The organism is Arthrobacter sp. Hor0625 (assembly GCF_052567525.1).
In genome coordinates this window covers 2952057-2978923 of sequence record NZ_CP199586.1, presented here as the reverse complement: position 1 = coordinate 2978923, position 26867 = coordinate 2952057, and the positions used below count along the sequence as shown (strand labels likewise).

28 protein-coding genes are annotated in these 26867 nt (G+C 68.2%); 12 read left to right on the top strand and 16 right to left on the bottom strand.

Annotated elements, in window-relative coordinates; genetic code table 11:
- Positions 1–6 precede the first annotated feature (6 nt).
- Entirely contained in the window at positions 7–1005 is a 999-nt protein-coding gene (locus ACTWLI_RS13735) for a hypothetical protein (protein WP_445154345.1), read from the bottom strand.
- Positions 1006–1104: 99 nt separating this feature from the next.
- On the opposite strand from ACTWLI_RS13735, the gene ACTWLI_RS13730 reads away from it, so the two are divergent.
- Entirely contained in the window at positions 1105–1563 is a 459-nt protein-coding gene (locus tag ACTWLI_RS13730) for a nuclear transport factor 2 family protein (protein ID WP_445154344.1), read from the top strand.
- On the opposite strand, the gene ACTWLI_RS13725 is transcribed toward ACTWLI_RS13730, so the two are convergent.
- From ACTWLI_RS13725 to ACTWLI_RS13715, 3 genes are read right to left on the bottom strand one after another with little or no spacing between them, the layout of a single operon-like run.
- The gene (locus ACTWLI_RS13725) at positions 1550–2689 is read right to left on the bottom strand and encodes an FAD-dependent oxidoreductase (protein ID WP_445154343.1); all 1140 of its coding nucleotides are present in this window, start codon (positions 2687–2689) and stop codon (positions 1550–1552) included. The genes ACTWLI_RS13730 and ACTWLI_RS13725 overlap by 14 nt on opposite strands.
- Positions 2674–3363: a methyltransferase domain-containing protein gene (locus ACTWLI_RS13720; protein ID WP_445154342.1), complete on the bottom strand. Its 690-nt coding sequence runs from the start codon at positions 3361–3363 to the stop codon at positions 2674–2676. Before ACTWLI_RS13720 ends, ACTWLI_RS13725 begins: the two co-directional genes overlap by 16 nt.
- Before the next feature lie 9 nt (positions 3364–3372).
- Positions 3373–4596 carry a type III polyketide synthase gene (locus ACTWLI_RS13715; protein WP_445154341.1) on the bottom strand — a complete coding sequence of 408 codons (1224 nt, stop codon included), beginning with the start codon at positions 4594–4596 and terminating at the stop codon, positions 3373–3375.
- Between the two features lie 169 nt (positions 4597–4765).
- On the opposite strand from ACTWLI_RS13715, the gene ACTWLI_RS13710 reads away from it, so the two are divergent.
- Positions 4766–7159 carry an ATP-binding cassette domain-containing protein gene (locus tag ACTWLI_RS13710; RefSeq protein ID WP_445154340.1) on the top strand — a complete coding sequence of 798 codons (2394 nt, stop codon included), beginning with the start codon at positions 4766–4768 and terminating at the stop codon, positions 7157–7159.
- 2 nt (positions 7160–7161) lie between these two features.
- Here the strand turns inward: ACTWLI_RS13710 and ACTWLI_RS13705 are convergent, their stop codons facing one another.
- Positions 7162–7479, bottom strand: a complete 318-nt coding sequence (locus ACTWLI_RS13705) for a helix-turn-helix transcriptional regulator (protein ID WP_445154339.1) — start codon at positions 7477–7479, stop codon at positions 7162–7164.
- 43 nt (positions 7480–7522) lie between these two features.
- Here ACTWLI_RS13705 and map point away from each other — a divergent pair, with 43 nt between their 5' ends.
- The gene (gene map / locus ACTWLI_RS13700) at positions 7523–8296 is read left to right on the top strand and encodes a type I methionyl aminopeptidase (RefSeq protein WP_445154338.1); all 774 of its coding nucleotides are present in this window, start codon (positions 7523–7525) and stop codon (positions 8294–8296) included.
- Positions 8297–8436: 140 nt separating this feature from the next.
- On the opposite strand, the gene ACTWLI_RS13695 is transcribed toward map, so the two are convergent.
- The 3 genes from ACTWLI_RS13695 to ACTWLI_RS13685 form a co-directional block, all read right to left on the bottom strand.
- Positions 8437–8850, bottom strand: coding sequence for a hypothetical protein (locus ACTWLI_RS13695; RefSeq protein WP_445154337.1), 414 nt, complete (start codon positions 8848–8850; stop codon positions 8437–8439).
- Positions 8851–8932: 82 nt separating this feature from the next.
- Complete coding sequence (locus tag ACTWLI_RS13690; RefSeq protein ID WP_445154336.1) at positions 8933–9466, bottom strand: GNAT family N-acetyltransferase; 534 nt, start codon at positions 9464–9466, stop codon at positions 8933–8935.
- 9 nt (positions 9467–9475) lie between these two features.
- Entirely contained in the window at positions 9476–10057 is a 582-nt protein-coding gene (locus tag ACTWLI_RS13685; protein ID WP_445154335.1) for a cysteine hydrolase family protein, read from the bottom strand.
- An 87-nt stretch (positions 10058–10144) separates the two neighbouring features.
- Here ACTWLI_RS13685 and ACTWLI_RS13680 point away from each other — a divergent pair, with 87 nt between their 5' ends.
- Both ACTWLI_RS13680 and ACTWLI_RS13675 read left to right on the top strand, forming a co-directional pair.
- Entirely contained in the window at positions 10145–10576 is a 432-nt protein-coding gene (locus ACTWLI_RS13680; protein WP_445154334.1) for a DUF3054 domain-containing protein, read from the top strand.
- A gap of 89 nt (positions 10577–10665) precedes the next feature.
- The gene (locus ACTWLI_RS13675) at positions 10666–10947 is read left to right on the top strand and encodes an Lrp/AsnC family transcriptional regulator (protein WP_056739303.1); all 282 of its coding nucleotides are present in this window, start codon (positions 10666–10668) and stop codon (positions 10945–10947) included.
- 7 nt (positions 10948–10954) lie between these two features.
- On the opposite strand, the gene trpD is transcribed toward ACTWLI_RS13675, so the two are convergent.
- Positions 10955–12013: an anthranilate phosphoribosyltransferase gene (trpD, locus tag ACTWLI_RS13670; RefSeq protein ID WP_445154333.1), complete on the bottom strand. Its 1059-nt coding sequence runs from the start codon at positions 12011–12013 to the stop codon at positions 10955–10957.
- A 112-nt stretch (positions 12014–12125) separates the two neighbouring features.
- Between trpD and ctaE the strand changes: the two genes are divergently transcribed.
- The 4 genes from ctaE to qcrB all read left to right on the top strand — a co-directional run bounded on the left by ctaE (position 12126) and on the right by qcrB (position 16503).
- Positions 12126–12800 (top strand): aa3-type cytochrome oxidase subunit III, encoded by a 675-nt coding sequence (gene ctaE, locus ACTWLI_RS13665; RefSeq protein WP_445154332.1) that lies wholly within the window; start codon positions 12126–12128, stop codon positions 12798–12800.
- A gap of 86 nt (positions 12801–12886) precedes the next feature.
- Positions 12887–13675, top strand: a complete 789-nt coding sequence (qcrC, locus tag ACTWLI_RS13660; RefSeq protein WP_056739297.1) for a cytochrome bc1 complex diheme cytochrome c subunit — start codon at positions 12887–12889, stop codon at positions 13673–13675.
- 100 nt (positions 13676–13775) lie between these two features.
- Complete coding sequence (qcrA, locus tag ACTWLI_RS13655; protein WP_445154331.1) at positions 13776–14846, top strand: cytochrome bc1 complex Rieske iron-sulfur subunit; 1071 nt, start codon at positions 13776–13778, stop codon at positions 14844–14846.
- Positions 14824–16503, top strand: a complete 1680-nt coding sequence (qcrB, locus tag ACTWLI_RS13650; RefSeq protein ID WP_445154330.1) for a cytochrome bc1 complex cytochrome b subunit — start codon at positions 14824–14826, stop codon at positions 16501–16503. The genes qcrA and qcrB overlap by 23 nt, the downstream gene beginning before the upstream one ends.
- Before the next feature lie 140 nt (positions 16504–16643).
- Here qcrB and ACTWLI_RS13645 read toward each other — a convergent pair whose 3' ends face one another.
- Positions 16644–17432, bottom strand: a complete 789-nt coding sequence (locus ACTWLI_RS13645) for a GntR family transcriptional regulator (protein WP_445154329.1) — start codon at positions 17430–17432, stop codon at positions 16644–16646.
- A gap of 205 nt (positions 17433–17637) precedes the next feature.
- Here ACTWLI_RS13645 and ACTWLI_RS13640 point away from each other — a divergent pair, with 205 nt between their 5' ends.
- A complete protein-coding gene (locus ACTWLI_RS13640) occupies positions 17638–17928 on the top strand; it encodes an HPr family phosphocarrier protein (RefSeq protein ID WP_445154328.1) in 291 nt (96 codons plus the stop codon).
- A gap of 123 nt (positions 17929–18051) precedes the next feature.
- Here ACTWLI_RS13640 and ACTWLI_RS13635 read toward each other — a convergent pair whose 3' ends face one another.
- The 5 genes from ACTWLI_RS13635 to ACTWLI_RS13615 all read right to left on the bottom strand — a co-directional run bounded on the left by ACTWLI_RS13635 (position 18052) and on the right by ACTWLI_RS13615 (position 23257).
- Positions 18052–18453, bottom strand: coding sequence for a cytochrome c oxidase subunit 4 (locus ACTWLI_RS13635; protein ID WP_445154327.1), 402 nt, complete (start codon positions 18451–18453; stop codon positions 18052–18054).
- Positions 18450–20174 carry an aa3-type cytochrome oxidase subunit I gene (ctaD, locus tag ACTWLI_RS13630; protein ID WP_445154326.1) on the bottom strand — a complete coding sequence of 575 codons (1725 nt, stop codon included), beginning with the start codon at positions 20172–20174 and terminating at the stop codon, positions 18450–18452. The genes ACTWLI_RS13635 and ctaD overlap by 4 nt, the downstream gene beginning before the upstream one ends.
- A 12-nt stretch (positions 20175–20186) precedes the next feature.
- Positions 20187–21059, bottom strand: coding sequence for an aa3-type cytochrome oxidase subunit II (ctaC, locus tag ACTWLI_RS13625; RefSeq protein ID WP_056739284.1), 873 nt, complete (start codon positions 21057–21059; stop codon positions 20187–20189).
- Between the two features lie 205 nt (positions 21060–21264).
- Positions 21265–21654, bottom strand: a complete 390-nt coding sequence (locus tag ACTWLI_RS13620; RefSeq protein ID WP_445154325.1) for a HesB/IscA family protein — start codon at positions 21652–21654, stop codon at positions 21265–21267.
- Between the two features lie 169 nt (positions 21655–21823).
- Positions 21824–23257 (bottom strand): dipeptidase, encoded by a 1434-nt coding sequence (locus ACTWLI_RS13615; RefSeq protein ID WP_445154324.1) that lies wholly within the window; start codon positions 23255–23257, stop codon positions 21824–21826.
- A gap of 62 nt (positions 23258–23319) precedes the next feature.
- Here ACTWLI_RS13615 and ACTWLI_RS13610 point away from each other — a divergent pair, with 62 nt between their 5' ends.
- Positions 23320–23919: a DUF3043 domain-containing protein gene (locus ACTWLI_RS13610; protein WP_445154323.1), complete on the top strand. Its 600-nt coding sequence runs from the start codon at positions 23320–23322 to the stop codon at positions 23917–23919.
- A gap of 88 nt (positions 23920–24007) precedes the next feature.
- Here ACTWLI_RS13610 and ACTWLI_RS13605 read toward each other — a convergent pair whose 3' ends face one another.
- The gene (locus tag ACTWLI_RS13605) at positions 24008–25081 is read right to left on the bottom strand and encodes a quinone-dependent dihydroorotate dehydrogenase (RefSeq protein ID WP_445154322.1); all 1074 of its coding nucleotides are present in this window, start codon (positions 25079–25081) and stop codon (positions 24008–24010) included.
- 78 nt (positions 25082–25159) lie between these two features.
- Between ACTWLI_RS13605 and ACTWLI_RS13600 the strand changes: the two genes are divergently transcribed.
- On the top strand, positions 25160–26854 hold the full coding sequence (locus ACTWLI_RS13600) for an FAD-binding dehydrogenase (protein ID WP_445154321.1): 1695 nt from the start codon (positions 25160–25162) through the stop codon (positions 26852–26854).
- Positions 26855–26867: the final 13 nt, after the last annotated feature.

Here is a 26867-nt window from a genome sequence, read left to right as displayed (position 1 = left end):
ACCAGACTACTGGCGCCGGCAGGCTGAGGTGATGAAGTCGTAGATTTGTCCGCGCAGTGCCGCTCCGGCGGCCACCTTCAGCACACCGTCCCGTCCGCCGGCCGAGATCGTCAGCGGGAGCAGCGTTCCCACCTTGTCCTCGGCGACGGTGTGCGGGTCGCAGCGGGCCGGCCGGACGCCCAGGCGCAGCACGCGTTCCGGTCCGCCCGCGGCGATCCGCACTGGCCCGGGCCACGGGAGGGCCGGGTCCTCCGCCAGCAGGGTGGTGCCGCCGATGCCGTTGAGGACCAGGGAGTTGCCGGTGCCGCCGGAGCCGGTGCGTGCCGGGGTGATGACCAGGCGCAGGACGGCGGTCCGGCCGTCCGGGGAGCGGTCCAGGCCCGGGCCAAGCCCGAAGGCCGCGACCTCGGCCGCCGCCTGGGCCAGGCAGAGCTCGTCGTGGTTCCGGACGAGGACACCGAAGGGGTCTTCCGCGGCGGCCCGGACGGGGGCTTCCGGGGAGCCCCCGTCGGAGGTGAACCGGACCTCGACGGTGGCCGTCCGCGCGCCCTTGCCGGTGGGCGCCGGGCGGCAGTCCGCGGCGGGCATCCGCACGGAGAGGCTTTTCACCTGGCCCGGTGGCAGCTCGGTTCCGGCCGCCGGCGCCCACCGGGCGCCGGCGGGGAAGAGCGGGCTGTGCAGCGTGGCCGCTATCGCGGTGATCGCTGCACTCCCGGTGTTGGTCAACTGGATTTCGACGAGCGGCTTGCCGTAGTTGTCGCGGAACTGGCTGATCGAGGCGCTCAGCGGCGCGGGGCGGCCGGACGGGGAGGAGGACCCGCCGGCGGTCGTGGCCGCGCCGGCGGTCGCCCCGGAGGTGTCCGCGCCGGGGTTTGCCCCGGAGATCCCGGTCCCGGCGCCGGCGCCGGTGCCGGTCCCGGTGCTGCATGATGCCACCGCCAGCAGGAGCGCCGCCGTCCCCAGCCGGGGCAGGGACCGGCGCAGGGAGGATGGAAGGCTGCCCATGCGGCCAGTGTAGGCGGCGGCACCAACCGCGGGAACCGGACCCCAGCAACCGACGGCCGGGACCACGGGGCCGGAAGCCGGGTGGGCTAGTCTCGGTCCATGACTTCCCGTGCTGCTACCCGTCCGCTGCCTCCGGAGGCCAGTCCGCTGGATTGCGTGCTGGGCCTGCTGCGCGCCCTCGAGACCGGGGGCGCGGCTGCGCCGGACCCGTTCCTGGCCCCCGACTACGTGCTGACCGAGGCTCCCAGCCTTCTCGCACCGCAGGGGTCGATCCGTACGCGCTCCGAGGTCCTGGCCGGCGCCGAGCGCAGCGGCGAGGTCGTCGTCGGCCAGCGCTTCGAGGTCCGCCGCAGCACCTGCGAGGCGGGCCGGGTGGTGGTGGAGGCGGACTGGTCCGCGGTCCTGCAGCTGGGACTTCCATATTGGGATGCGGGGGACGAGATCCGGGCCAGTACGGTCGCCGTCTTCGAGGTACGGGACGGCCTGGTCGTCAGCCAGCACAGTTACGACTGCTACCACCGGCCCCCTGAGCCCGGTCCAGCGGCTACTGCATCGTGAAGCGGCGGGCGACGAAACGGTTGATCGCCGGCACCGCCGCAGCGGCGGCGATGCCCCCGTTCCGCACGGCCAGCAAGCCGGCGGGCAGGGGCCGGCCGAGCGCCATGTTAATCTCGGCCTGCCGCGCCGCCCGCGCCGCCTGGCGCACCCGCCCCGCTTCGTAGCCGGCAAGCCCTGGGCGGCTCCCGGCCAGAAGCGGCGGCACCAGCGGCGCCAGGGCCAGGGCATCCAGCCAGCCCAGGCTCATGCCCTGGCCGCCAATCGGGCTGATCTCATGTGCCGCGTCACCGATCAGGACAACGCGGCCGTGCACCATCCGGCGGACCAGCCTCGACCGGACGCCGAAGCTGCTGAGCATGCTGTTGCTGCCGGGGTCCACCTCGGTTCCGGTCCGCCGTCGAACCTCCCCGGCGAGCCAGTGGGCGTCCGTGCCGTGTCCGGCCGGGCCCAGCCGGACCACCCAGCGCCGCAGCATCCCTGGCAGCGGAAAGGATTCCACGATGCCGTCCCGGGCCAGGAACAGTGCCGCGTCCGGACCGAGCCCGGTGCCGTCCGCGAAGTCGCCCATCAGATAGCGATCCGGATAACCCTTGCGGCGGAGCGGCGGCGCAAGAACGGTCCTGGCCATCGAACCGACGCCGTCCGCGGCGATCACGAGGGGCGCCCGGAACTCCAGCTGCCGGCCGTTGTGCCGTGCCGAGACCGTGACGCCGCCGTCGTCCTCGCGCAGTCCGGACACCTCCACGCCCCGGCGCAGCGCCCCGGCAGCGAGGGCGTGGACGCGTTCCGCCAGCACGGCCTCGGTGCGGTCCTGCGGGACGGACAGGACGAACGGGTAGCGGCCCGACACGCGGGCGAAGGACACTTCAGCGACGGTGGTGCCGCCGTGCAGGGCCCTGCCGCGCCGGATCGGGACGCCCTGGCGGATCAGGTCCTGGTCGGCGCCGATCCGTGCCAGCGCCGCCACGGCCGGGGGATGGATGCCGATGGCCCGCGGGTGTGCCGCGGGGGAGGTGCGCCGTTCCAGCACGGTGACCTCCAGCCCGAGCTGCAGCAGCAGGGCGGCCATGAAGAGACCGACCGGGCCGCCGCCGATGATCACGATGCCGGTCACGGTTTGTCCCACACCAGCAGGTTGCGGAAGGGGGAGCGTCGCTGCACGGTCCAGCCCGGGGGTGCGGCGGCCGCAAGTTCGGCCTCCGTGTAGCTGCGCCGGATCGAGGTCAGCCCGTCGCGGCGGATGAAGGACCCGGTGAACGGCAGGGCGGCCGCCCAGAACAGCGCGTAGGCGGCCGCGCTGCGACGAAGGTCGTTGTGGATCACCCGCGTCGTTGCCAGGTCCGCCGAATCGGCCAGGAACGCGGCGAACTCGCCGGGCGCCAGATGGTGCAGCACGTGGTTGGACACCACGACGTCGAAGCGCGCGCCCGCCGCGAGCAGGTCCCGGGTGGACTGCCGCCGGAACGAGACCCCCGGGCGGGGACGGAGCCGGGCGGTGAAGGCCGCGGCCCGCCGGTCAGGGTCCACCGCGGTGATCTCCAGGCGCAACCCGTCCCGCGCCGCCCAGCGGGACAGCAACAGCGGCACATCACCGCCGCCGCAGCCAATATCCAGCAGCGTCGTGGCGCCGGCCGCGGAGAGCAGCGGCCTTATGTCCCGGCGGTAGATGCCACGCCAGCCGGAAACGGCCCGGTTCACCACCCCGAACTGCGCGTAGGTGCGCTCCAGCCGTCCGGCGTCGCAGTCCGGCCGGTCCATCTCCTCGACGGCATCGAGCGCGCGACCGCGCAGCAGGTCCATGCCGCCGGATCAGGCCAGCGCGGTTTCCGGCCGCCGGGCGGAGTCGGAGCCCGCGCCGCCGGACCGCGGGGCGGTGAGCCGGGTGAACAGCGCCGTCTCCACGGTCAGGCCGGGCCCGAAGGCCATCGAGCAGATCCGCTCGTCACCCTCCTCCCGCCGCGGGCTGTCAGCGGCCGGGGCCGGGTCTGCTGCCGGCTGGTCCAGGATGTGCCGCAGCACGAACAGCACCGTGGCGCTGCTCATGTTGCCGAAGTTGCGCAGGGTTTCGCGGGCAGGAACCAGCTGTTCGTCGCTGAGCTCCAGCCGGGCCTGGACCTTGTCCAGGATGCTGCGCCCGCCGGGATGGATCGCCCAGTGCCGGATATCCCGGTAGGGCAGGCCGGCCAGCGAGGCATCCCGGGACAGGAGCGGGTCCAGCGCGCCGATGATGTGGTCGTCGATGATGTGCGGGACGTAGCTGCCCAGGATCATCTCGAAGCCCTCGTCGCCGATGTTCCAGGCCATCGCCTCCTCGCCGACGGGCGTCAGGACGGTCTCGAACCGGTCCAGGGTCATCAGCGCCGGCTGGCCCGGCAGTTCGCGGGAGCTGATGACGGCGGCCGCGGCGCCGTCGGCGAACAGCGCCGAGCCCATGATGGTGTCCGGATCGTTCGAGGTCCTCACATGCAGGGAGCAGAGTTCGGCGCACACCACGAGCACCACGGCGTCCGGGTCGGCGTCGCAAAACGACTTGGCGGCGCGCAGGGCCGGGAACGCGGCGTAACAGCCCATGAAGCCCAGATGGTAGCGCTGGACCGCAGGGTTCAATCCGAGGGCGCGGACAATCTTGTAGTCGGGCCCCGGGTTGAAGAAGCCGGTGCAGGAGACCGTCACCAGGTGCGTAATCATCCGCCGGTCCATGCCGGGGCAGGCGTCCACCGCTTTTTCGGCCGCCTCGATGAAGAGCTTGGCCGCCTCGGCGGCGAAGATATCGTTCCGGGTCTTCGTGCTGGGACTGAGCAGCAGCCCGGTCGCCTGGTCAAAGAATTTCGGGTTCTCCGCCCGGGCGCCCGTGGTCAGTTCTTCGACGGCGGTGTACCGCGTGTCGATCGCGGCGGAGTCGAAGCAGGTGCTCACCAGGCGGGAACCCAGCCTGCTCAGCCCCGGCTGGGCCGCGAACACGTCGCGGGCTTCGGCCTGGATCAGCACCGTGGGCGGGACAGCTGTTTCAAGGGACCTCAGGTAGACCGTCATGGTTCATTCTTAGTGAGGCCGCCCGTTAAGGCAATGCCCGTCCCCGCGCCGCCACGCCTGCGCCCGGCACCGATCCGTCGCGCCCGGCCGCTGTTCTAAGCTGGTCACAACCAGCCAGGCCGCGGACTCCGGACCACGGCCGGAGGCCAGCGACGCAGAGGGAGACACCATGGACATGCCCCACCCGGACGCACCGCCGCCTGCGTCACCGCATGTGGCCGACACGCACGACCTGATCCGCGTCCAGGGCGCCCGGGAGAACAATCTCAAAGACATCAGCGTCGAGATCCCGAAGCGCCGCCTGACGGCATTCACCGGCGTGTCCGGATCCGGCAAGAGCTCACTGGTCTTCGCCACCATCGCCGCGGAGTCCCAGCGGATGATCAACGAAACGTACAGCGCCTTCGTCCAGGGCTTCATGCCGGCACTGTCGCGGCCGGACGTGGACGTCCTCGAAGGCCTGACGACGGCGATCATCGTGGACCAGGAGCGGATGGGCTCCAACCCGCGCTCGACGGTCGGCACCGCCACCGACGCGAACGCGATGCTCCGGATCCTCTACAGCCGGATCGGACAACCCCACGTCGGGCCGCCGACGGCATTCTCCTTCAACGTCCCGACGCGCAAGGCCAGCGGGGTGATGAGCACGCAGAAAAGCGGCCGGATCGAGAAGCAAGTGGTGAACGATGCCGTCTATCTCGGCGGCATGTGCCCCCGCTGCGAGGGCATGGGATCGGTCTCCGACTTCGACCTCACCGCGCTGTACGACGACAGCAAGTCGCTGGCCGAGGGGGCGCTCACCATTCCCGGCTACAGCATGGATGGCTGGTACGGCCGCATCTTCAGCGGGTCCGGGTTCTTCGACATGGACAAGCCGATCAGCAAGTACACCAAGAAGCAGCTCCACGACCTGCTCTACAAGGAACCCACCAAGATCAAGGTTGAAGGCATCAACCTCACCTACGAGGGCCTGATCCCGAAAATCCAGAAGTCCATGCTCTCCAAGGACCCGGACTCCATGCAGCCGCACATCCGCGCCTTCGTGGACCGGGCCATCACCTTTGCCACCTGCCCCGAATGCGGCGGGACCCGGCTCTCCCAGGAAGCCCTGTCCGCAAAGATCAACGGGAAAAACATTGCCGAGGTCTGCGCCATGCAGATCAGCGACCTGGCCGGCTGGGTCCGGGAGCTCGACGAGCCGTCCGTGGCGCCGCTGCTGGGCGGACTCCAGCACCTGCTGGATTCCTTTGCCGCGATCGGGCTGGGCTACCTCTCGCTGGACCGCCCGGCCGGCACACTGTCCGGCGGAGAAGCGCAGCGGACCAAAATGATCCGCCATCTGGGCTCTTCGCTCACCGACGTGACCTACGTCTTTGACGAGCCCACGATCGGACTGCATCCTCACGATATTGAACGAATGAATGGCCTGCTGCTGCAGCTGCGGGACAAGGGCAACACGGTGCTCGTCGTCGAGCACAAGCCAGAAACCATCGCCATCGCCGACCACGTCATCGACCTGGGCCCGGGCGCCGGGACCGCCGGCGGCGAGGTGGTGTTCGAAGGCACCGTCGAGCGGCTGCGGGGGAGCGGCACCACCACCGGCCGGCATTTCGATGACCGGGCTGCCCTGAAACGCGCCGTGCGGGCGGCGTCGGGAGCGCTCCCGGTGCGGGGCGCATCGACCCACAACCTGCGCGACGTCGACGTCGACCTTCCGCTTGGGGTGCTGTGCGTCCTCACCGGGGTGGCCGGTTCCGGCAAGAGTTCGCTCATTAGCGGCTCCGTGGCCGGCCGTGACGGCGTCGTGGTCATCGACCAGGGTGCGATCCGCGGTTCACGCCGCAGCAATCCGGCGACCTACAGCGGACTGCTTGAACCGATCCGGAAAACGTTCGCGAAGGTCAACGGCGTGAAGCCGGCGCTTTTCAGTTCCAACTCCGAGGGTGCCTGCCCGGCCTGCAACGGCGCCGGGGTGATTTACACCGACCTCGGCGTCATGGCGACGGTGGAGACCACCTGCGAGGAATGCGAAGGCCGGCGCTTCCAGGCCGCGGTCCTGGAGTACACCCTGGGCGGGCGCAACATCGCCGAGGTCCTGGCCATGTCCGTCACGGAGGCCCTCGGGTTCTTCGCCGAGGGGGAGTCGGCAACACCGGCGGCGCACCGGATCCTGGAGCGGCTCGCCGACGTCGGACTCGGCTACCTCAGCCTGGGACAGCCGCTGACGACGCTGTCCGGCGGCGAACGGCAGCGGCTCAAGCTTGCCAGCCAGATGGCAGAGAAAGGCGCCGTCTACGTCCTGGACGAACCGACCACCGGGCTGCACCTGGCGGACGTCGAGAACCTTCTGGCACTGCTGGACCGGCTGGTCGACGCGGGCAAGTCGGTGATCGTGATCGAGCACCACCAGGCAGTCATGGCGCACGCGGACTGGATCATCGATCTGGGCCCTGGCGCAGGACACGACGGCGGCCGGATCGTCTTCGAGGGCACGCCGGCTGACCTGGTCGCGGCGCGCTCCACCCTCACCGGCCAGCACCTGGCCGCCTACATCGGAACGTAGCCCTACGAGGCCAGCCGCTCGGGGGACCGGCGCTCGGGGGAGCGCCGCTCGGCGGCGTCCGGCCGGGTGCCGCCGGCGGGGTGGCTGATCTCGGCCCAGACCGCGTCGAGGGAGAGCCCGAGGACGCCGGCGATCGCGGCGATCGTGGGGAAGGCAGGGGTCGCAATGCGCCCCGTCTCGATTTTACGGAGCGTTTCCGGCGAGACCTGTGCCTCGAGCGCGACCTCCAGCATGGGGCGTTCCGCCCTGGCGCGGCGCAACAGGGCCCCGAGGCGCCGTCCGCGCTCGACTTCTTCACCGGTGAGGGGCAGTCTGACCATGGCACCGAGTATAGCGGGATTATATGGCCGGTATAATAATTGGATGATTGAGATTTTGAACTCCGCCGAGCTGGGCCGCGCACGCCAGACAGGTGCCGTGGTCGCTAATATCCTGCAGACCCTGAGGAACCGCACCACCGTGGGCACGAACCTGCTGGACATTGACCGCTGGGCCCGGACCATGATAAACGAGGCTGGGGCCTCGTCCTGTTATGTCGACTACGAGCCGTCCTTCGGGCGCGGACCATTCGGGCACTACATCTGCACGGCCGTCAACGATGCCGTCCTGCACGGATTGCCGCGCGATTATGCCCTAGCCGACGGCGACCTGCTGACCCTGGATCTTGCCGTCTCCAAGGCAGGGATCGCCGCGGATTCGGCCATCAGTTTTATCGTGGGGGAGTCAAAGCCGTCGGAAAGCGTCGCGCTGATCAACGCCACCGAGCGCGCCCTGGCTGCAGGGATCGCGGCCGCCGGCCCGGGGGCCCGCATCGGAGACATCGCCTACGCCATTGGATCAGTCCTGAGCGAGGCTGGATATCCGATCAACACCGAGTTCGGCGGCCACGGCATCGGCTCGACGATGCACCAGGAGCCGCACGTTCCCAACACCGGCCGCCCGGGCCGAGGCTACGAATTGCGGCCGGGATTGCTCCTGGCCTTGGAGCCGTGGGTGATGACGGACACGGCGAAGCTCGTCACGGATCCTGACGGCTGGACGCTGCGCAGTGCCACGGTATGCAGGACGGCCCACAGTGAGCACACGATCGCGATCACGGACGATGGAGCGGAAGTTCTAACGGCCGCGACGGCCTGACGATCAACATTCGGACGACTCTTGAAGACGCCGACAACACTGCAAAGTTACCCGCCACGGCGGGTCCGTCCTGCCCCTCCCGGCCATTTCTCCAGAACGCCGATAATCTACATTATGTCAAGTAGTCCAGAGGAGCCCACCTAGCCCACCGACCAATGGTTCCGGCCAAGACGCCACTTCTGGCCCTCCACTTCGACGGTCACGACCGGGACCGTGCCTCGCCGTAACAAGCGACGCCTTTGTTCGATGCGCGCTTCGCCCTGAAGATAGGCGCGCATAACGAGGCAGATCCGCCGGAGCTCATCTTCCTTGTCTTGCTCCACGTCATCCTCGTCCGGGCCGCCGGCTGCCTGCACGTTGAGTTCCGGGATGAAAGCGTCCATCCACACGTAGGAGGCGCGAACGATTGCCGTTCGGCCCCGTTCGCGACGACTGATCACGCGGACTGCGGGCCGCAAAGGATCATCATTGGACGTCGCATCTTCGACGGTGAAGTTCTGGTCGAACACCTCAGTGACGACCCGATCAAGCATGGCTTTGATGTCGATCGGCACGGTGTCAGTCTCGCACGGGCGAACAGCGCCATCGCCTAGGCAGCCGGTGCGCGCTTTCCTGCTCCCCCGGTGCCGGCAGTCGTCAATCCGCGCACTGCCCGGCGGTATCGATCCAGTACCGCCGTTTACCGTTGCGGGTGTCTTCGTAGACCCCGCCGTTCTTTTCGATGGTCGCCCTGGAGCCCGCGTTGTCCTCGTCGCACGTAATGAGGGCCCGGGAGATGCCGAGGTCCTTGGCGACGGGCAGCGCATCGGCCAGCGCCTGCGCCGCATGGCCGCGGCGCCGCGCGGACGGCCTGACGCTGTAGCCGATGTGGCCGCCTTCGTTGAAGAGGAAACTGTTCAGCTCATGCCGGATGGCCAGCGAGCCCAGGAATCTGTCGCCGTCCACGATCCACAGGTAAGTGCATGGAACGTAACCCGGCTTCCGGGGGCTTTCGGGCAACGCATCCTCAACGAGCGAACGTACGAAGCGGCCGAAGGTGGCGGCGTCCGTGAGCTCCTCCAGCGGCCAGTCGTCCGCGCCGCCGCCGTCCCTGCGGCCGCCGTCGAACTCTGCCGATCCCTCGAGCCAGGAGGCGTGGTAACTGACATCCGGAACGATAAGGCGGGCCATCCCCCGATCCTACGTGCCGGGACCACGCAGGCTGTCCCCGCCGTCGAAGGCCACGGCACTGGTGCTCACCACCGCCGCGGTCCGCCCCGGGGCCGCATGGTTCTCCCAGTAAAGGTTCGTGTGCGCAATGACCAGCTCAGGCGGCGGCGCGCCCCAGTCCGAGAGATCCTCCGTCGTGTGGGCGTCGGCGACGAGTGTCACGTCGTAGCCGCGGACAAAAGCGCCGTGGATCGTCGACCGGATGCATTCGTCTGTTTGCGCGCCCGCAACGACGAGCCGCCCGACGCCGGCGGCGGCGAGGGCGTCTTCGAGGTCCGTGCCCTCGAAGGAATCCCCGTAGGACTTGTGCACCAGCGTTTCGTGCCCGGCCCGCGACAGCTCGGGGACGAACTGCCACGCGTCACTCCCCCGCGCCAGCTGCGCATCCGAATGCTGGACCCAGACGACCGGAACGGCGGCGGCCCGGGCCCTCTCCACCAGTTCGGCGATGTTCGCGACGACGGAGTCCCGGCGGTACGCCCCCTCGACCACGCCATTCTGCACATCGATCACGATCAGGGCGGTGCGGGGCCGGTCTGGCAGCGTGGTCATTGGTAAGCCTCCTGCGTGGGCGGGTCTGGAGACAGACTAGACCCGGCAGGGGCCCGACTCCAGAGCCGCCGAGGTTAGGCTTGAAGCATGCCCTCCCCCGCTTCCCCGCACTCCCCCGCGACTCCGGCCCGCCCGGCGCCGCCCGCCCACACCACGGTGCTTGCCGCCGCCGCCGACGCCGTCCTGATCCTGGTCTTCGCCGCGATTGGCCGGGACGCACACCAGCGCGGCGAGATCGTCATCGGCGTCCTGGCGACGGCATGGCCGTTCCTGGCCGGCGCCGCCATAGCGTGGCTGGCGCTGCGGCTGTGGCGTACTCCGCTGGCACTCTGGCCCGCCGGGGTCGGCGTCTGGCTCGGCACGGCGGCTGTCGGCATGCTGCTGCGCGCGCTCACCGGCCAGGTCGTGGTGCTGCCGTTCGTGATCGTGGCGCTGCTCAGCGTCGGTGTGTTCCTGCTCGGCTGGCGCCTCCTGGCGGCGGCCGTTCGGCGCTTGCGGGCACGGCGCCGGCCTGCCTGATGCACTAGGCTTGCTGCAGATGGCACGGCCCCTGCCGGGGCCGATCAACACGCCGGGTTACGGCGCAAACAGATCCGAAAGGTTTCAACGTGATCACCGCTTTCGTCCTCATCAAGACAGACGCTTCGGCTATCCCGGAGACCGCCGAAAAGATCTCCGCGATTCCCGGCATCAGTGAGGTCTACTCGGTGACCGGCGAATGGGACCTGATTGCGATCGCCCGGGTGGCCCGGCACGAGGAACTGGCCGATGTCATCGCGGACAAGCTCTCCAAGGTTCCTGCCGTCGTGCACACCACCACGCACATTGCCTTCCGCGCCTACTCCCAGCACGACCTCGACGCCGCGTTCGCACTGGGCTTCGAGCAGTAACTCCCGCTCAATCGCGGGACAGCGCGACCCACCGGTCCAGCACCGCTGCAGCCGAGCCGCTGTCCACGGACTCTTCGGCACGCTTCATCGCTGCTGCCATCCGCTCCGGCAGGGAACCCGCGGCATCCTGATCGAAGGCCACCAGCCCGGCAGCCGCATTCAGCAGCGTCGCATCGCGCGCAGGCCCCGGCTGGCCTGCCAGCACGGCGCGCACGACGGCGGCATTGGCCGCCGCGTCGCCGCCGCGCAGCTCTTCCACCGTCGCCTGGCGGATCCCCAGAGTGCGGGGGTCGAACACTTCCTCCGCAACTTTCCCGTCGCGGATTTCCCAGATCCGGGAGGGTCCGGTGGTGGTCAGTTCGTCCAGTCCGTCGTTCCCCCGGAAGACCAGGCCCCGGCTCCCCCGCGCCGCCAGGACCCCCGCCACCAGCGGCGCCATCCGTTCGTTGGCGACGCCGACGGCGGATGCCTGCACGTGGGCCGGGTTGGTCATCGGCCCCAGGAAGTTAAAGGCCGTGGGCACGCCGAGTTCGCGGCGGGCGACGGCGGCGTACCGCATGGAGGGATGGAAGACCTGGGCGAAGCAGAAGGTGATCCCTGCCTCCTCGGCATTCCGCGCGACACGCGGAATCGGCAGGTCCAGGCGCACGCCGAGGGCCTCGAGCACATCGGCGGAGCCGGAGCTCGACGACGCGGCGCGGCCGCCGTGCTTGACGACCTTGGCGCCGGCGCCGGCCGAGACGAGGGCTGCCATGGTGGAGATGTTAACGGTATTCAGCTGGTCCCCGCCGGTGCCGACGATGTCGAGCTTTTCGCCGCTGATCTCGATCGGATTCGCGGCCGCGGCCATCGCCTCCACCAGGCCGGTGAGCTCCTGCACGGTCTCGCCCTTGGCCCGCAGCGCCACCAGGAATCCGGCGACCTGGGCCGGCGTCGCCTCACCGGACATGATGGACGCCATGGCCCACTCGGTATCGCCGGCGCTGAGGTCCGTACCGTTAATAAGGGCGCCGATGAGGCGCGGCCACGCCATGCCTACAGCCTGTGCAGATGCCTGAGAAGTCACGATCCGATGCTATCGAGCCGGAACCCGCAATGCCCAATGCGAAGGCCGTCGGGAACTTTTCCGCGCGATTTCGCGTCTTTGTAGAAAAAGTCCTCCGAAAACGCGGTTTGCGTTGGGCAGGACAGAGTTTTACAGACATAATGTCTATGTGACATCTGCGACCCATGCCCCCAGTACCCCGGCGCACCCGACGCTGAATCGCCCGAATATGGTTTCCGTTGGAACCGTCGTCTGGCTGTCCAGTGAGTTGATGTTCTTCGCCGGTCTCTTTGCCATGTACTTCACACTCCGTTCGACCTCCGGACAGATGTGGGCCGAAGAGACAGCCAAGCTCAACTTCCCCTTCGCGCTTGTAAACACCATCGTCCTCGTGGCCAGTTCCTTTACCTGCCAGATGGGCGTCTTCGCTGCCGAGCGGCTCCAGCCGCGCCGGCTCGGCGGTCCGCTGAGCTTCGCCCGGTGGGGAATGAACGAGTGGTTCACTCTGACATTCGTCATGGGCGCGTTCTTCGTGGCCGGCCAGGCGACCGAGTACGCGATGCTCGTTTCCGAGCACGTCTCGCTCTCCTCCAACGCCTACGGCTCCGCGTTCTACATGACCACCGGGTTCCACGGCCTGCACGTTATCGGCGGCCTGGTTGCCTTCCTGCTGATCATCGGACGCTCCTTCGCCGCGAAGAAGTTCGGCCACTTCGAGGCCACCTCCGCGATCGTCACCTCGTACTACTGGCACTTCGTCGACGTCGTGTGGATCGGCCTCTTCCTGGTCATCTACGTCCTCAAGTAGCCCCCCTTGTCTCTCTTTCTACAAGAGATAGAATTTCAAGAATCGGCTCCCCGAGCCAACGCAGGATCGAATAAAGGAACCACCACGTGAAGGCACTCTCGCAGAAGCGACGTCACCCACTGGCAGCAGTTGCACTGTTGCTGATGGGCCTCCTCATCACTGGTGGGCTGTACGCCGTCGCCACCACCGTCAACCAGGCCAAGGCCGACACCACGAGCTTCAGTGCAAGTGATGCAGAAGAGGGCGGCAAGCTGTTCGCCGCCAACTGCGCCACCTGCCACGGCATGGGTGCCAGCGGCTCGCAGGCAGGACCGTCGCTCGTTGGCGTCGGCGCCGCCGCCGTTGACTTCCAGGTTGGCACCGGCCGCATGCCCATGCAGATGAACGGCCCACAGGCGTACAAGAAGCCCGCCCAGTTCAACGAAGAGCAGACCCACCAGCTGGCGGCGTACGTTGCTTCGCTGGGCCCCGGCCCGGCCATCCCCGAGGCCGGTGTCCTCGACGAGAAGGGCGACGCTGCCAAGGGCGGCGAGCTGTTCCGCACCAACTGCGCCATGTGCCACAACGCCGCCGCTGCCGGCGGTGCGCTGACCCGGGGCAAGTTCGCCCCGGCCCTGGCTGACGTTTCGGGCAAGCACATCTACGAGGCCATGGTCACCGGCCCGCAGAACATGCCGGTCTTCTCGGACGCCAACGTCAGCCCCGAGGGCAAGCGCGACATCATCACGTTCCTCAAGCAGATCGAAGCCAACGGCTCCCCCGGCGGCAACGACCTGGGCGCCCTTGGCCCGGTTTCCGAGGGCCTGTTCGTTTGGATTGCCGGCCTGGGCGTCATCATCGCGTTCACGATCTGGCTGACCTCCCGGACTTCCTAGCCGCTCCGCGGCACCGTAAGAATTTCTGCCGACCCGTCGGCAGTTGGAATTGAAAAACTAACCCGGCATCAGCCGGGACGAGAGAAGGATGAGGCGAATTATGGGCAACCATAGTGACGGCAGTCCGAACCACTCGGGCACCGTAGCTACGGCTGGTCAGAATGAGGTGGAGAAGTTCCAGGATCCTGGAATTCCCCCGCATCGTTTGCGCCTGGCTGACACGGACCCGAGGGCCGCCAAGCGAGCGGAACGGCAGGTGGCCATTCTGTTCGGCGCCTCGGTCGTGGGCACCCTGATATTCCTGGTGGCGTACTTCGCCATCGATCTTGGAGCAGACTCCTCGATCGCCACCATCCGGCTGCAGAACACCCTGCTGGGCATCGGCACCGCCTTTGCCATGCTGGGCATCGGCACCGGAATCGTGCACTGGGCCAAGGCCCTCATGCCGGACCACGAAGTGTCGGAAGAGCGCCACGCCATCCGCACCGAAGAGGACCGCCAGGCCGCCGTCCGGATCGTCGACGACATCGTCGAGGAAACCGGCATCAAGCGCCGCCCGCTGATCCGCAACACCCTGCTCGGCGCCGTCGCGCTCGCTCCGCTGCCGGCCCTGGCCGTCTTCGGTGACCTCGGCCCGCGTCCGGACAACAAGCTGGCCCACACCATGTGGGCCCCGGTTGACGGCAAGACCAAGCGCCTGACCCGCGACCCTGACGGCACCCCCATCAAGGCCGCGGACGTCACCATCGGCTCCGCCTTCCACGTCATCCCGGAAGGCCTGAACGAGCTCGAAGAGGGCAAGCTGAACGAGAAGGCCAAGTCCGTCGTTCTGCTGATGCGCCTGAACCCGGAATCCCTCAACCCCTCCCCGGGGCGCGAGGACTGGGGCTACAACGGCATCGTTGCCTACTCCAAGATCTGCACCCACGTCGGGTGCCCTGTTGCCCTCTACGAGCAGCAGACGCACCACCTGCTGTGCCCGTGCCACCAGTCGACCTTTGACCTGACCCAGGAATGCAAGGTCATCTTCGGCCCGGCCAGCCGGCCGCTCCCGCAGCTGCCCATCGCCGTGGACGACGAGGGTTACCTCTACGCCACGAGCGACTTCAAAGAACCTGTCGGACCTAGCTACTGGGAGCGTGATGAGCATGAGCGCAACATCAACAGCTGACACCCCCACCTTCGTCGCCAAGACCAAGGGCGGCCGCATCACCGACTTCGTTGACCAGCGCGTCGGCGGCTCGGGCATCCTCCGCGAATTCGGCCGGAAGGTCTTCCCGGACCACTGGTCCTTCATGTTCGGCGAAGTTGCCCTCTACTCCTTCGTCATCCTGCTGCTCTCCGGCACGTTCCTGACGTTCTTCTTCGACCCGTCGATGGCGGAGACGCACTACCACGGCTCCTACCTCCCGTTGAAGAACGTCGAGATGTCGGTTGCGTACAACTCCTCGCTGAACATCTCCTTCGATGTCCGCGGCGGGCTGTTCATGCGCCAGGTCCACCACTGGTCGGCCCTGCTCTTCGTAGCCTCCATCGCCGTGCACATGCTGCGTGTCTTCTTCACCGGCGCGTTCCGCAAGCCGCGTGAAATGAACTGGGTGGTAGGCAGCGTCCTGCTGATCCTGGCCATGGCCGCAGGCTTCACCGGCTACTCACTCCCCGACGACCTGCTCTCCGGCAACGGCCTGCGCATCATCGACGGCGTGATCAAGTCCATCCCGGTTGTCGGCACGTACATCTCGTTCTTCCTCTTTGGCGGCGAGTTCCCGGGTACGGCCATCATCGGCCGCCTGTACATGCTCCACATCCTGCTGGTTCCCGCGCTGATCCTGCTGATGATCGCCGTGCACCTGTTCATGGTGGTTGTGCACAAGCACACCCAGTACCCCGGCCCGGGCCGCAACGACGGCAACGTCGTCGGCTACCCCCTCGGCCCGGTCTACGCGGCCAAGGCCGGCGGCTTCTTCTTCATCGTGTTCGGTGTCATCGCGCTCATGGCCGGTTTCTTCACCATCAACCCGATCTGGAACTACGGCCCGTACGACCCCTCCCCTGTCTCCGCCGGCACCCAGCCCGACTGGTACATCGGTTTCGTTGACGGCGCCCTGCGCCTGATGCCGGGTACCTTCGGTGACTGGCACGTCGAGCAGGTCTGGTTCGGCCACGTCTTCACCTTCAACGTGCTCCTCCCGGCCCTGGTGCCGGCAGGCCTCCTGTTCACGGTGATGTTCGCCTACCCGTGGATCGAACGCTGGATCACCAAGGACGACCGGGAGCACCACGTTCTCGACCGTCCCCGCAACGCCCCTACCCGTACGGCGATCGGCGTGGCAGGTTTCATCTGGTACTGCGTGATGTGGGCTGCTGCGGGTTCCGACCTGATCGCCACGCACTTCCACGTGGCACTGAACGACGTCACCTACTGGCTCCGCGCGCTGTTCTTCATCGGCCCGATCCTCGGCTTCATCGTCGCGAAGCGTGTCGCCCTGGCCCTGCAGCGCAAGGACCGCGAGATCGCGCTCCACGGTCGTGAAACCGGCCGCATCGTCCGCCTGCCGCACGGTGAGTTCATCGAGGTCCACGCCCCGCTGGACGAGTACAAGCGCTACAAGCTGGTTGGCTTCGAATCCCCGTCGCCGATCCCGGCCCAGCCGAACGAACACGGTGTGGTGGACCGCAAGGAGAAGCGCCGTGCGCTGCTCTCCAAGTGGTTCTTCGAAGACCGGGTTGCACCGGCCACGCCGGCGGAGCTCGCCGCGGCCCACGGCCACCACGGCTCCCACGAGGCAATCGACGCAACTGCCGATCAGAAGACGCTCAGCCACTAGGAGCGATTGACAACGCAAAAGGCCCGGTCCGTCAGGACCGGGCCTTTTACGTACCCCGCGCCGTTGTGTCCGCCCCGCGCGTGGTTCCGCTGGGCCGTCGAGGCAGCCGTCAGTGCACAGCGGCCCCCGGGCCGTTGCGGCTAGGGACGGTACCCGGAGGCATAGTTCCGGGTCGGGCGGACGCCGGGACGCTGCAGCGGCACCCAGAGCTTGTACCGGTCGGCACGGTAGTAGGAGACCGAATAGTCCACCATGGCCCGGGCCACGAACGCGTGGCGCTGGATCTTCAGCAAGGGCGACCCGACCTCTACGTTGAGCAGCCGCGCCGTGGACGGCGATGCAGCGGTCGCCTCGATCATGTCCTCCCCCCACTCCATGACCAGGCCGTAGGATTCGCTCAGGACGTTATAGAGCGACGTCGGGGGCTCGCCGTCGAGCAGCCCCGGAACCCGGTGCGCGGGGATGAAGTTTTCGTCCACGCTCATCGGTTCGCTGTCGGCCAGCAGGAGCCGGCGGAACCTGACCAGCGGCGTGCCCTCCTCCAGCTGGAGCTCACGGGCCAGGAAGGCGCTGGCGTTGATCTGTTCAAAGCTCAGGACCTTGGCTGCGGGCACCATGCCACGCCGTTGCATTTCCTCGCTGTAGGAAGTCAGCTTTACCTGCAGGTCCAGCTTGGGCTTCCGCACGAAGGTGCCCAAGCCAACCACCCGCTCGATCACCTCTTCACCCACGAGTGCGTCGATTGCCTGCCGAACGGTCATCCGGGCCAGGCCAAAGCGTTCGGAGAGCTCCCGCTCGGACGGCAGGGCCGACCCCGGAGGGCAGGAACTGGCAATGTGGGCGCGCAGGATCTCCCGGAGCTGGACATAGATCGGAGTCCCGCTGCTCCGATCGATGTCCCCGGCCATCCTGGCCGCGTCAGAGCCCATAACGGTTCCCGCTGCAATCGTTCATGCACCAAGTTTAAGTCACCCCGCAGCAGGTCTAGACCACTGCGGATCCCGGATTAGCACGGGTCCGCTCCCCCGGCTACGCTGAGTTATGCCGCCGCACCGGCCGGCGCCCCGCAGACTTCGCTACTGCCGCCACCGCGGCGCCAGGTCGGCGGGGGTAGCAACACCTGAGGAGTCTCCATTGCCAGCACGCAAGGCGGTCGTCCGGTCACCGATCGGACTGCACGCACGTCCCGCTGCGGCCTTTGTCCGCGCCGTGACCCAGACCGGCTTCGCCGTCCGGATCAGCAAGGCCGGCCGGCCCGCCGTCGACGCCCGTTCCCTGCTGGAGGTCATGACCGAAGACTTTGACTGCGGCTGCGAGGTGGAACTGTCCATCCAGTCGGACCTCGTCCCGGCTGGGTCCGGTACCCGCGACGCCGACCAGGTCCTGGACGTCCTGTGCGCCCTGCTGGACTCGCAGGCAGGCTGACCGCCGAGGACGCCCAACCACGCACCACCGCAGTCAGCCGCCCGGGCACGGCGCAGCGCACACGCAAACGACGGCGGGCCCCACCATCAGGTGGGGCCCGCCGTCGTTTTCTACGTGTGGTGCCTAGTGCGCGTGGTCGCCGCGGCTGTATTCGTAGACCCAGCCTACGAGAGCCACCAGGGCCAGGCCACCGGAGATGTAGGTGACCCAGAAGCCGACGGCCAGGCCGAGGAAACCACCGGCGGCGGCCAGGCCAAGGACCAGCGGCCACCAGCTCCAGGGGCTGAAGTGCCCCTGCTCGCCGGCGCCTTCGTGGATCTCAGCGTCGCTCCGGTCCTCCGGGCGCATGCCGACGCGGCGTGCGGTGAATCCCAGGTAGGCGCCGATCATGCCCGCGAGGCCGGCCACCAGCAGGAGGGCGAGGTAGCCCACCGGCTCGTTCCAACCGGTCACGATGCCGTAGACGATGGCCACCGGGACGAAGAAGAAGACTCCGAGTCCAAAAATCCTTGATTCGATTTTCACTGGGCCTGGTCCTTCTGGTCGGCGTTACCGAGCGTCGCGGCTGCCGGGGCAGGCGAGTCAACGGTGTATGACTGGGAGAGTTCGGGGTGGTGCAGGTCCAGGGCAGGACGCTCCGAACGGATCCGCGGCAGCGAGGTGAAGTTGTGCCGCGGCGGCGGGCAGGACGTCGCCCACTCAAGCGACGCACCGAAGCCCCAGGGATCGTCCACCAGGACCTTCTCGTTGCTCCGCCAGGTGATGTAGACGTTCCAGAAGAACGGGATCAGCGAGGCGCCGAGCAGGAAGGACGCGTAGGTGGAGAACTGGTTCATCCAGGTGAAGTTGTCCTGCGGCATGTAGTCCGCGTAGCGGCGGGGCATGCCCTCGACGCCGAGCCAGTGCTGGATGAGGAAGGTGCCGTGGAAGCCCAGGAAAAGCATCCAGAAGTGGATCTTGCCGAGACGCTCGTTGAGCATCTTGCCGGTCCACTTCGGCCACCAGAAGTAGAATCCGGCGAACATCGCGAACACCACGGTGCCGAAGACCACGTAGTGGAAGTGGGCGACCACGAAGTAGGAGTCGGAGACGTGGAAGTCCAGCGGCGGAGACGCCAGGATGATGCCGGTCAGGCCACCGAAGAGGAAGGTGGCCAGGAAGCCGATGCTCCAGAGCATGGGGGTTTCGAAGGTGATCGAACCCCGCCACATGGTGCCGATCCAGTTGAAGAACTTCACGCCGGTGGGGACCGCGATCAGCATCGTCATGAAGGAGAAGAACGGCAGCAGGACCGAGCCGGTGACGTACATGTGGTGTGCCCACACGGTCACCGAGAGAGCGGCAATGGAGATCGTCGCGTAGACGAGGCCCTTGTAGCCGAAGATCGGCTTGCGGCTGAAGACCGGGAAGATCTCGGACACGATGCCGAAGAACGGCAGCGCGATGATGTAAACCTCGGGGTGGCCGAAGAACCAGAAGAGGTGCTGCCAGAGGACGGCGCCGCCGTTTTCGGGATCGAAGATGTGGGCACCGAAGCGGCGGTCCGCGCCGAGGGCGAACAGGGCGGCGGCCAGCGGCGGGAACGCCATCAGCACGAGGATCGCGGTGACCAGGACGTTCCAGGTGAAGATCGGCATACGCCACATGGTCATGCCCGGGGCGCGCATGCAGATGATGGTGGTGATGAAGTTGACGGCGCCGAGGATGGTGCCGAAGCCCGAGAGAGCCAGGCCGAAGACCCAGAGGTCACCGCCGACGCCGGGGCTGAAGGTGGTGTTGGACAGCGGCGCGTAGGCGAACCAGCCGAAGGAGGCTGCACCCTGCGGGGTGATGAAACCGGAGACGGCGATCGTCGAGCCGAACAGGAAGAACCAGAAGGCCAGGGCGTTAAGCCGCGGGAAGGCGACGTCGGGTGCGCCGATCTGCAGCGGCATGATGACGTTGGCGAAGCCGGCGAACAGCGGCGTCGCGAACATCAGCAGCATGACGGTGCCGTGCATGGTGAAGAGCTGGTTGTACTGTTCCTTGGTCTGCAGGATCTGCATGCCGGGTTCGAACAGTTCGGCGCGGATCAGCAGCGCCATGACGCCGCCGAAGCAGAAGAACACGAAGGACGCGATCAGGTACATGTACCCGATGGTCTTGTGGTCAGTGGAGGTGATCCAGTTGACGACGATGCGCCCCTTGGATTTGGGTACTACGGGAGCCTCAAGGGTCCCGGAGGGCTGAGAGTAGGTCGTTGCCACTTCGCGCTCCCCTTACTTGTTCTCGGTCTTGGCCGGGAGGCGGTCGTACTCTTCGCCGAGCAGTCCGGTGTTGCCGTCCTGGCGGAGCTGGTCCATGTGGGACTTGAACTCCGTCTCGGAGACAACCTTCACGCGGAACAGCATTTCGGAGTGGTACTCGCCACAGAGTTCGGCGCACTTGCCGTCGTAGGTTCCCTCTTTGGTGGGAGTGAACCGAATGTAGTTGGTCTTGCCCGGGATCATGTCGCGCTTCTGCAGGAACGCCGGCACCCAGAACGAGTGGATGACGTCGCGGGCGTTCAGCTCCAGATCGACGGACTTGTTAACCGGCAGGTACAGGGTGGGCAGCTTTTCCTTGTCCACCTCGGTGCCGGTGAGGTGCGCCTGGACGCCGGCCTCGTGGACGTCGTCGGTGACGACGTCGCCCTTCTTGTAGTTGAAGTCCCAGGCCCACTGCTTGCCGCGGACGTCGACGACGACGTCGGCCGGGGCGTCCCGGTTGTCGATCGCCTGCTGGTCACGGTCGGTGAAGTAGAAGAACACCAGGACCATGAACAGCGGGATCGTCAGGTAGAAGACCTCGAGCGGGAGGTTGAAGCTGTTCTGGCGGGGGAACCCGACGGTGCCCTTGCGCCGCCGGTATGCGACGATGCACCAGATCATCAGGCCCCAGGTAATGATGCCGACGACCAGCGCGGCAATCCATGAGTTGACCCAGAGGTCCATGATGCGGTCAGTGTGGTTGGTGGTGCCGCGCTCGGTCGGCAGCCACCCTTTCTGTACCTCTGGTGAACATCCAGTCAAAGCCAACGCGCCGGCTAGTGCCAAGCCAGTGATCGTAGTGATCTGTTTGCGTCGGCTGCCGGTTCGGTTCTGCGAACTCACAGACGGCCCTTCCTACTTGTTGCTGCCGCCCGGCCGCCGAAAGCGTTCCGGGCACACTAAAAGTTTTACTACTCGGTGTAGAGCTTACCGCTCCCCGCGAGTTTTCGCCCACATGTCCGCGCCGTGCCCTTGCGGAGTTTTTAACCCCTCCGGTGAACGCCCTCCGGACGGAACTAAGGCCGGGCTGAAAGCCCGGCCTTAGCCCTTAGTGGAAGGAGTCCCCGCAGGCGCAAGATCCGCCTGCATTCGGGTTGTCAATCGTGAAGCCCTGCTTCGAGATGGTGTCCTCGAAGTCGATGCTGGCACCGCTGAGGTAGGGGACGCTCATCTTGTCCACGACAACCTCGACGCCGTCGTAGTCGCGCACGGCGTCGCCCTCGAGCAGGCGCTCGTCGAAGTAGAGCTGGTAGATCAGCCCGGAGCAACCGCCCGGCTGCACGGCGACGCGGAGGCGCAGATCGGTGCGGCCTTCCTGTTCCAGCAGGCTGCGGACCTTGCCGGCGGCCACGTCGGACAGCTGGACCTCGTGGCTGGGCAGCTCCTGGTCGGCCTGGACGGTGGTGTCGGCGCTGTTTTCATTGGTTGTAGTGCTCATGGCCTACCTTCTAACGACGGTCGTGGCGGCCCCGCCTGCGCGGCGCCCGCCCCTACTTACACGGTATGGGCTATAGCTACATGCTACGTCGATCGGCCCTGTAGCTCTAACTCCTGCCGTAACCGTGGAAGCGGGCTGGATGTTCCCTGCGGGCGCCGCGCCGGGGCGCCTATGCCGGCGGTGTCAGGCCGTCGGCGTTCAGCCGGGCCAGCAGCAGCGCCTCCGCCACGATCGCGTTCCGGAAATCCGCCAGGTGGAGGGACTCGTTGGCGCTGTGCGCCCGCGAGTCCGGATCCTCCACGCCGGTGACCAGGATCTGCACTTCCGGGTACAACTCTGTCAGGTCCGCGATGAACGGGATCGACCCGCCAATGCCGGTTTCGACCGCGGGGACGCCCCAGGCCTCGCCGAGCGCCCACATGGCCAGTCCGGCCGCGGCGGAGCTGGTGTCCGTCGCGAACGCGTTGCCGCTCTCCCCCGGGGTGAAGACCACCTGGGCGCCGAACGGGGCGTGCGACTCGACATGCCGTCGCACGGCGTCCATGGCCTCGGCCGGGTCCTGGCCGGGCGCCAGGCGCAGGCTGAACTTCGCGCGGGCGCGCGGCAGCAGCGTGTTGGAGGCCACGTCGACGGCAGGCGCGTCGAAACCGATGATCGACAGCGCCGGCTTGGTCCACATCCGCGATGCGATGGTGCCGGTGCCGGCAAGCTTCACCCCGTCGAGGACCGAGGCATCGTTGCGGTACTCCTCCTCGGTGAGGTCGACCTCGGCGTCGTCGCGGCCGACGAGGCCCTCGATCGCGACGCTGCCGTCCTCATCGTGCAGGGTGGCGATCAGCCGGGCCAGCAGGGTGGGCGCGTCCAGGACGGGCCCGCCGAACATGCCGGAGTGCACGGCGTGGTCAAGGACCTTGACCTCGATGGTGCCGTCAACCAGGCCGCGCAGGCTGGTGGTGAGCGCCGGGATGCCCACCTTCCAGTTGGAGGAATCGGCGACGACGATCACGTCGGCGCGGAGCAGCTCCCGGTGCTCTTCGAGGAACGCGCGAAACGTCGGCGACCCGGCTTCCTCTTCGCCTTCGAAGAAGAAGGTCACGCCAAGGCCCAGGTCCTCCCCCAGCACACGGGTCACGGCGGAGTAGGCAGCGACGTGGGCGAGGATGCCCGCCTTGTCGTCGGCGGCGCCGCGGCCGTAGAGCCGTCCGTCGCGTTCGACGGCGGTGAAGGGGTCGGTATCCCAGAGCGCGGTGTCGCCGGCGGGCTGGACGTCATGGTGGGCGTAAAGCAGGATGGTCGGCTTGCCCTCGGCGGCGGGCCGGCGGGCGACGACGGCGGGCCCGCCCGGGGTGCCGTCGGCCTTGTCGCAGCGCAGGACGCGGACGTCCTCGAAGCCGCTGGCGCGGACCAGGTCCGCGACGGCTTCGGCGCTGGCATTCAGCGGCGCCGGATCGAAGCTGGGCCAGGCAATGCCCGGGATGGCGACCAGGTCCTTCAGCTGGGCGACGGTGGCGTCGAAGGAGTCGCTGACGGCCTGGCGGAGGGCGGCGGCGTCGATGGAGCCGGCGGCTGCGGACTGCGGGATCCCCGCGGATGATGAAGTCATGGCCAAAACCCTACCGTGTCAGCCGTCACGGCAGACCGGGCCCCGCAGGGTAATGTATAGGGGTGTTTGGACGTAAAAAGGAAGCGCCCTCGGCGCAGGACGTAGTTGACCAGCAGGCGGCCGCCGCAGCGGCCCGCGGCCCCGTGGCCGGCAAGGGCGCACCCACGCCCAAGCGCAGCGCCCAGGTTGCGGCCCGGAAACGGCCCCTGGTGCCGGAGGACCGCAAGGCCTCCAAGGCTGCCGAGCGCGAAGCGGTCGCCGCCCAGCGGCTGAAGATGCGCCAGGCGATGGATTCCGGTGACGAGAAGTTCCTGCCGCTGCGGGACAAGGGCCCGCAGAAGCGCTTCGCCCGCGACTATGTCGACGCGCGCTTCAGCCTTGGTGAGTACCTGATGTTCGGTGCCCTGGTCTTCGTGATCATTTCGCTGTTGGTTCCGGCGAGCAGCGAGCAGATGATTTATGTCCTCGGCGGTTTCTGGGTCATGTTCCTGGCCGTCTTCGTCGACGTCTTCATCCTCTCCCGCAAGCTCAAGAAGCGCCTGGCCGAAAAGTTCGGCGAGGTGGAGCGCGGCACGGTCTGGTACGGCTCGATGCGTTCGCTGCAGTTCCGTCGCCTCCGCCTGCCCAAGCCCCAGGTCCGCCGGGGCGAATTCCCCGCCTGATTCACGCCTTCAACTCGAAGGAGCCCCCGGCAGCTGCCGGGGGCTCCTTCGTTTGTTCGGGTACGCGGAGTGCCCGCCTCCGAACGGCTCAGCGCCGGGACGGGTGCTTCGCAAGGAGCCGGTTGATCCGCGCCGCCCAGAAGGGACCCTCATAGAGGAACGCCGTGTAGCCCTGCACCAGGGTGGCGCCGGCGTCGAGGCGCTGCTGGACGTCCTGTGCCGTTTCGACGCCGCCGACGGACACCAGCGTGATGGCACCCCCGGTGGCTTGCCGGAGCCGCCGCAGCACCTCGAGGGAACGCTGCTTCAACGGCGCTCCGGAGAGCCCGCCGGCGCCGCACGCTGCCACCGTCCCCGGCGCAGAGACGAGCCCGTCGCGGGTGATCGTGGTGTTGGTCGCGATGATGCCGTCCAGCTTCATCTCCAGCGCCAGCCGCGCGACGTCGTCGATGTCCTCGTCGCTGAGGTCCGGGGCGATCTTGACCAGCAGCGGCACGTGCCGGCCTGCGGCGGCATCCGCTTCCTTGCCCACGGCCTCCAGCAGGGGCCGGAGCGTGCCGACGTCCTGCAGCAGGCGCAGGCCCGGGGTGTTCGGGGAGCTGACATTGACCACCAGGTAGTCGGCGGCCGGAGCCAGGCTGCGGGCGCTGATGAGGTAGTCCGCCACCGCGTCGTCGAGTTCCACGACCTTGCTCTTGCCGATGTTGACACCGATCACCGGCCGGACTCCGGGGTAGCGGCGCTGCAGCGCGGCGCGGGCGGCGCGGAGCCGGGGTGCGACGGCGGCGGCGCCGTCGTTGTTGAAGCCCATCCGGTTGATCACCGCGCGGTCCTCGATCAGCCGGAACAGCCGCGGGGCCGGGTTGCCCGGCTGGGCCTGGCCGGTGATGGTTCCCACCTCGACATGGCCGAAGCCGAGCTCGGTCAGCGCCTCGATGCCGTGGCCTTCCTTGTCGAACCCGGCGGCGAGGCCGAACGGTGAGGGGAACGTCAGGCCGAAGGCCTCGGTCCGCAGCGAGGCCGCCGGTGCGGTGAAGCGCTGCAGCACCCGGCCGGCGCCGCAGCGGTTGGCCAGCCGGATGGCCTGGAACCCGATCTTGTGGGCACGCTCGGCGTCCATCCAGGAGAAGGCGAGCCGGAAGAAGGTGGGGTATACGCGCATGCCACTAGTTTTCCGGTTCCGGGCGCGCAATCCAAAATGCGCGCGGATTCGGTCGCCGCCGGGCGTTAGCATGAAGCCATGACCAGCGCGGATGCAGTCTCCAGCGGCGGCGCGGCCGCGCCCGGTGCCCGGATCGAAGCCGACGTGATCGTCGTCGGCGCAGGACTCGCCGGCCTGGTGGCCGCCGCCGAAGCGTACGCTGCCGGCCGGCGGGTGGCGGTCCTGGACCAGGAGCCGGCGGCCTCTACCGGGGGCCAGGCGCACTGGTCCTTTGGCGGCCTGTTCCTGGTCAACACCCCGGAGCAGCGCCGGCTGGGCGTCCGGGACAGCGTGGACCTGGCCCTGGCCGACTGGCTCGATTCGGCCGCGTTCGACCGCCCCGAGGACGCCCTGGCCAGGGACTGGGCAGAGGCGTACGTGAACTTCGCCGCCGGCGAGAAACGCGCCTGGCTCGCGTCCCTCGGGGTCGGCCTGTTCCCGCTGGTGCAGTGGGCCGAACGCGGCGGCTACGGCCCAGCCGGCCACGGCAACACGGTCCCCCGCTTCCACGTCGCCTGGGGTACCGGCCCGGCGCTCGTCGCGCCGTTCCTCGCCAAGCTCCGCGAGGGCGAGGCGGCCGGCCGGGTCTCTTTCCACTTCCGGCACCGCGCCACCTCCCTGACCGCGACGGCGGGACGGGTTGACGGTGTGCGCGGCGAGGTGCTGGTACCGAGCCCCGCGGCGCGCGGCGAGCAGTCCGAACGGACCCCGGTCGGTGAATTCGAAGCCACGGCCGGCGCCGTCGTCGTGACCACTGGCGGCATCGGCGGCAACCACGCCGCGGTGCGGGAACAGTGGCCCGGCGGGGCCGCCCCGGAGACCATGCTGAGCGGGGTTCCGGCCTCGGTCGACGGCGGCTTCCTGGCCGCCGTCGCACGCGGCGGCGGCCGGCTCATCAACGGCGACCGGATGTGGCACTACCCGGAAGGGATCCACAACCACTCCCCGGTCTGGCCCCGGCACGGCATCCGGATCCTGCCCGGACCCTCGGCGCTCTGGCTGGATGCGACCGGCCGGATGCTCCCGGCGCCGCTCTTCCCCGGTTTCGACTCCCTCGGCGCACTGCGGCACATCCTCGGCACCGGCCACACCCACTCCTGGTTCGTGCTGAACCGCACCATCGCACTGAAGGAATTCGCGCTGTCCGGCTCCGAGCAGAACCCGGACCTGACCGGCAAGGACATCCGGCTGCTGGCCGGCCGCCTCAAACGCAGCGGCGACAGCCCGCTGCAGCGCTTCCTGGACCGGGGCGTCGACTTCCTGCAGGCCGATTCTCCCGCCGCGCTGGCGGCCAGGATGAATACCCTGACGGGCTCCGGGCTGATTGACGCCGCGGAGCTCGAGAGCCTGCTCCGGGCGCGGGACCGCCAGTTCACCAGCGGCCTCGGCAAGGACCCCCAGCTTGCGGCGATCCGCGCGGCCCGGCGCTTCACCACGGACCGGATCATGCGGGTCGCGCCGCCGCACCGGATGCTGGATCCCCGTCACGGGCCGTTGCTGGCGGTCCGGCTGTCTGTCCTGACCCGCAAGAGCCTCGGCGGAATCCAGACGGACCTGCACTCACGCGTCCTGGACGACGCCGGGCTCGCGGTGCCCGGTCTGTACGCCGCGGGCGAGGCCGCGGGCTTTGGCGGCGGCGGCATCCACGGCTACCGCGCCCTCGAAGGCACCTTCCTGGGCGGCTGCCTCTTCTCCGGCCGCGCGGCGGGCCGCGCCGCCGCACAGGCCGGCTGACCGGACCGCGGAG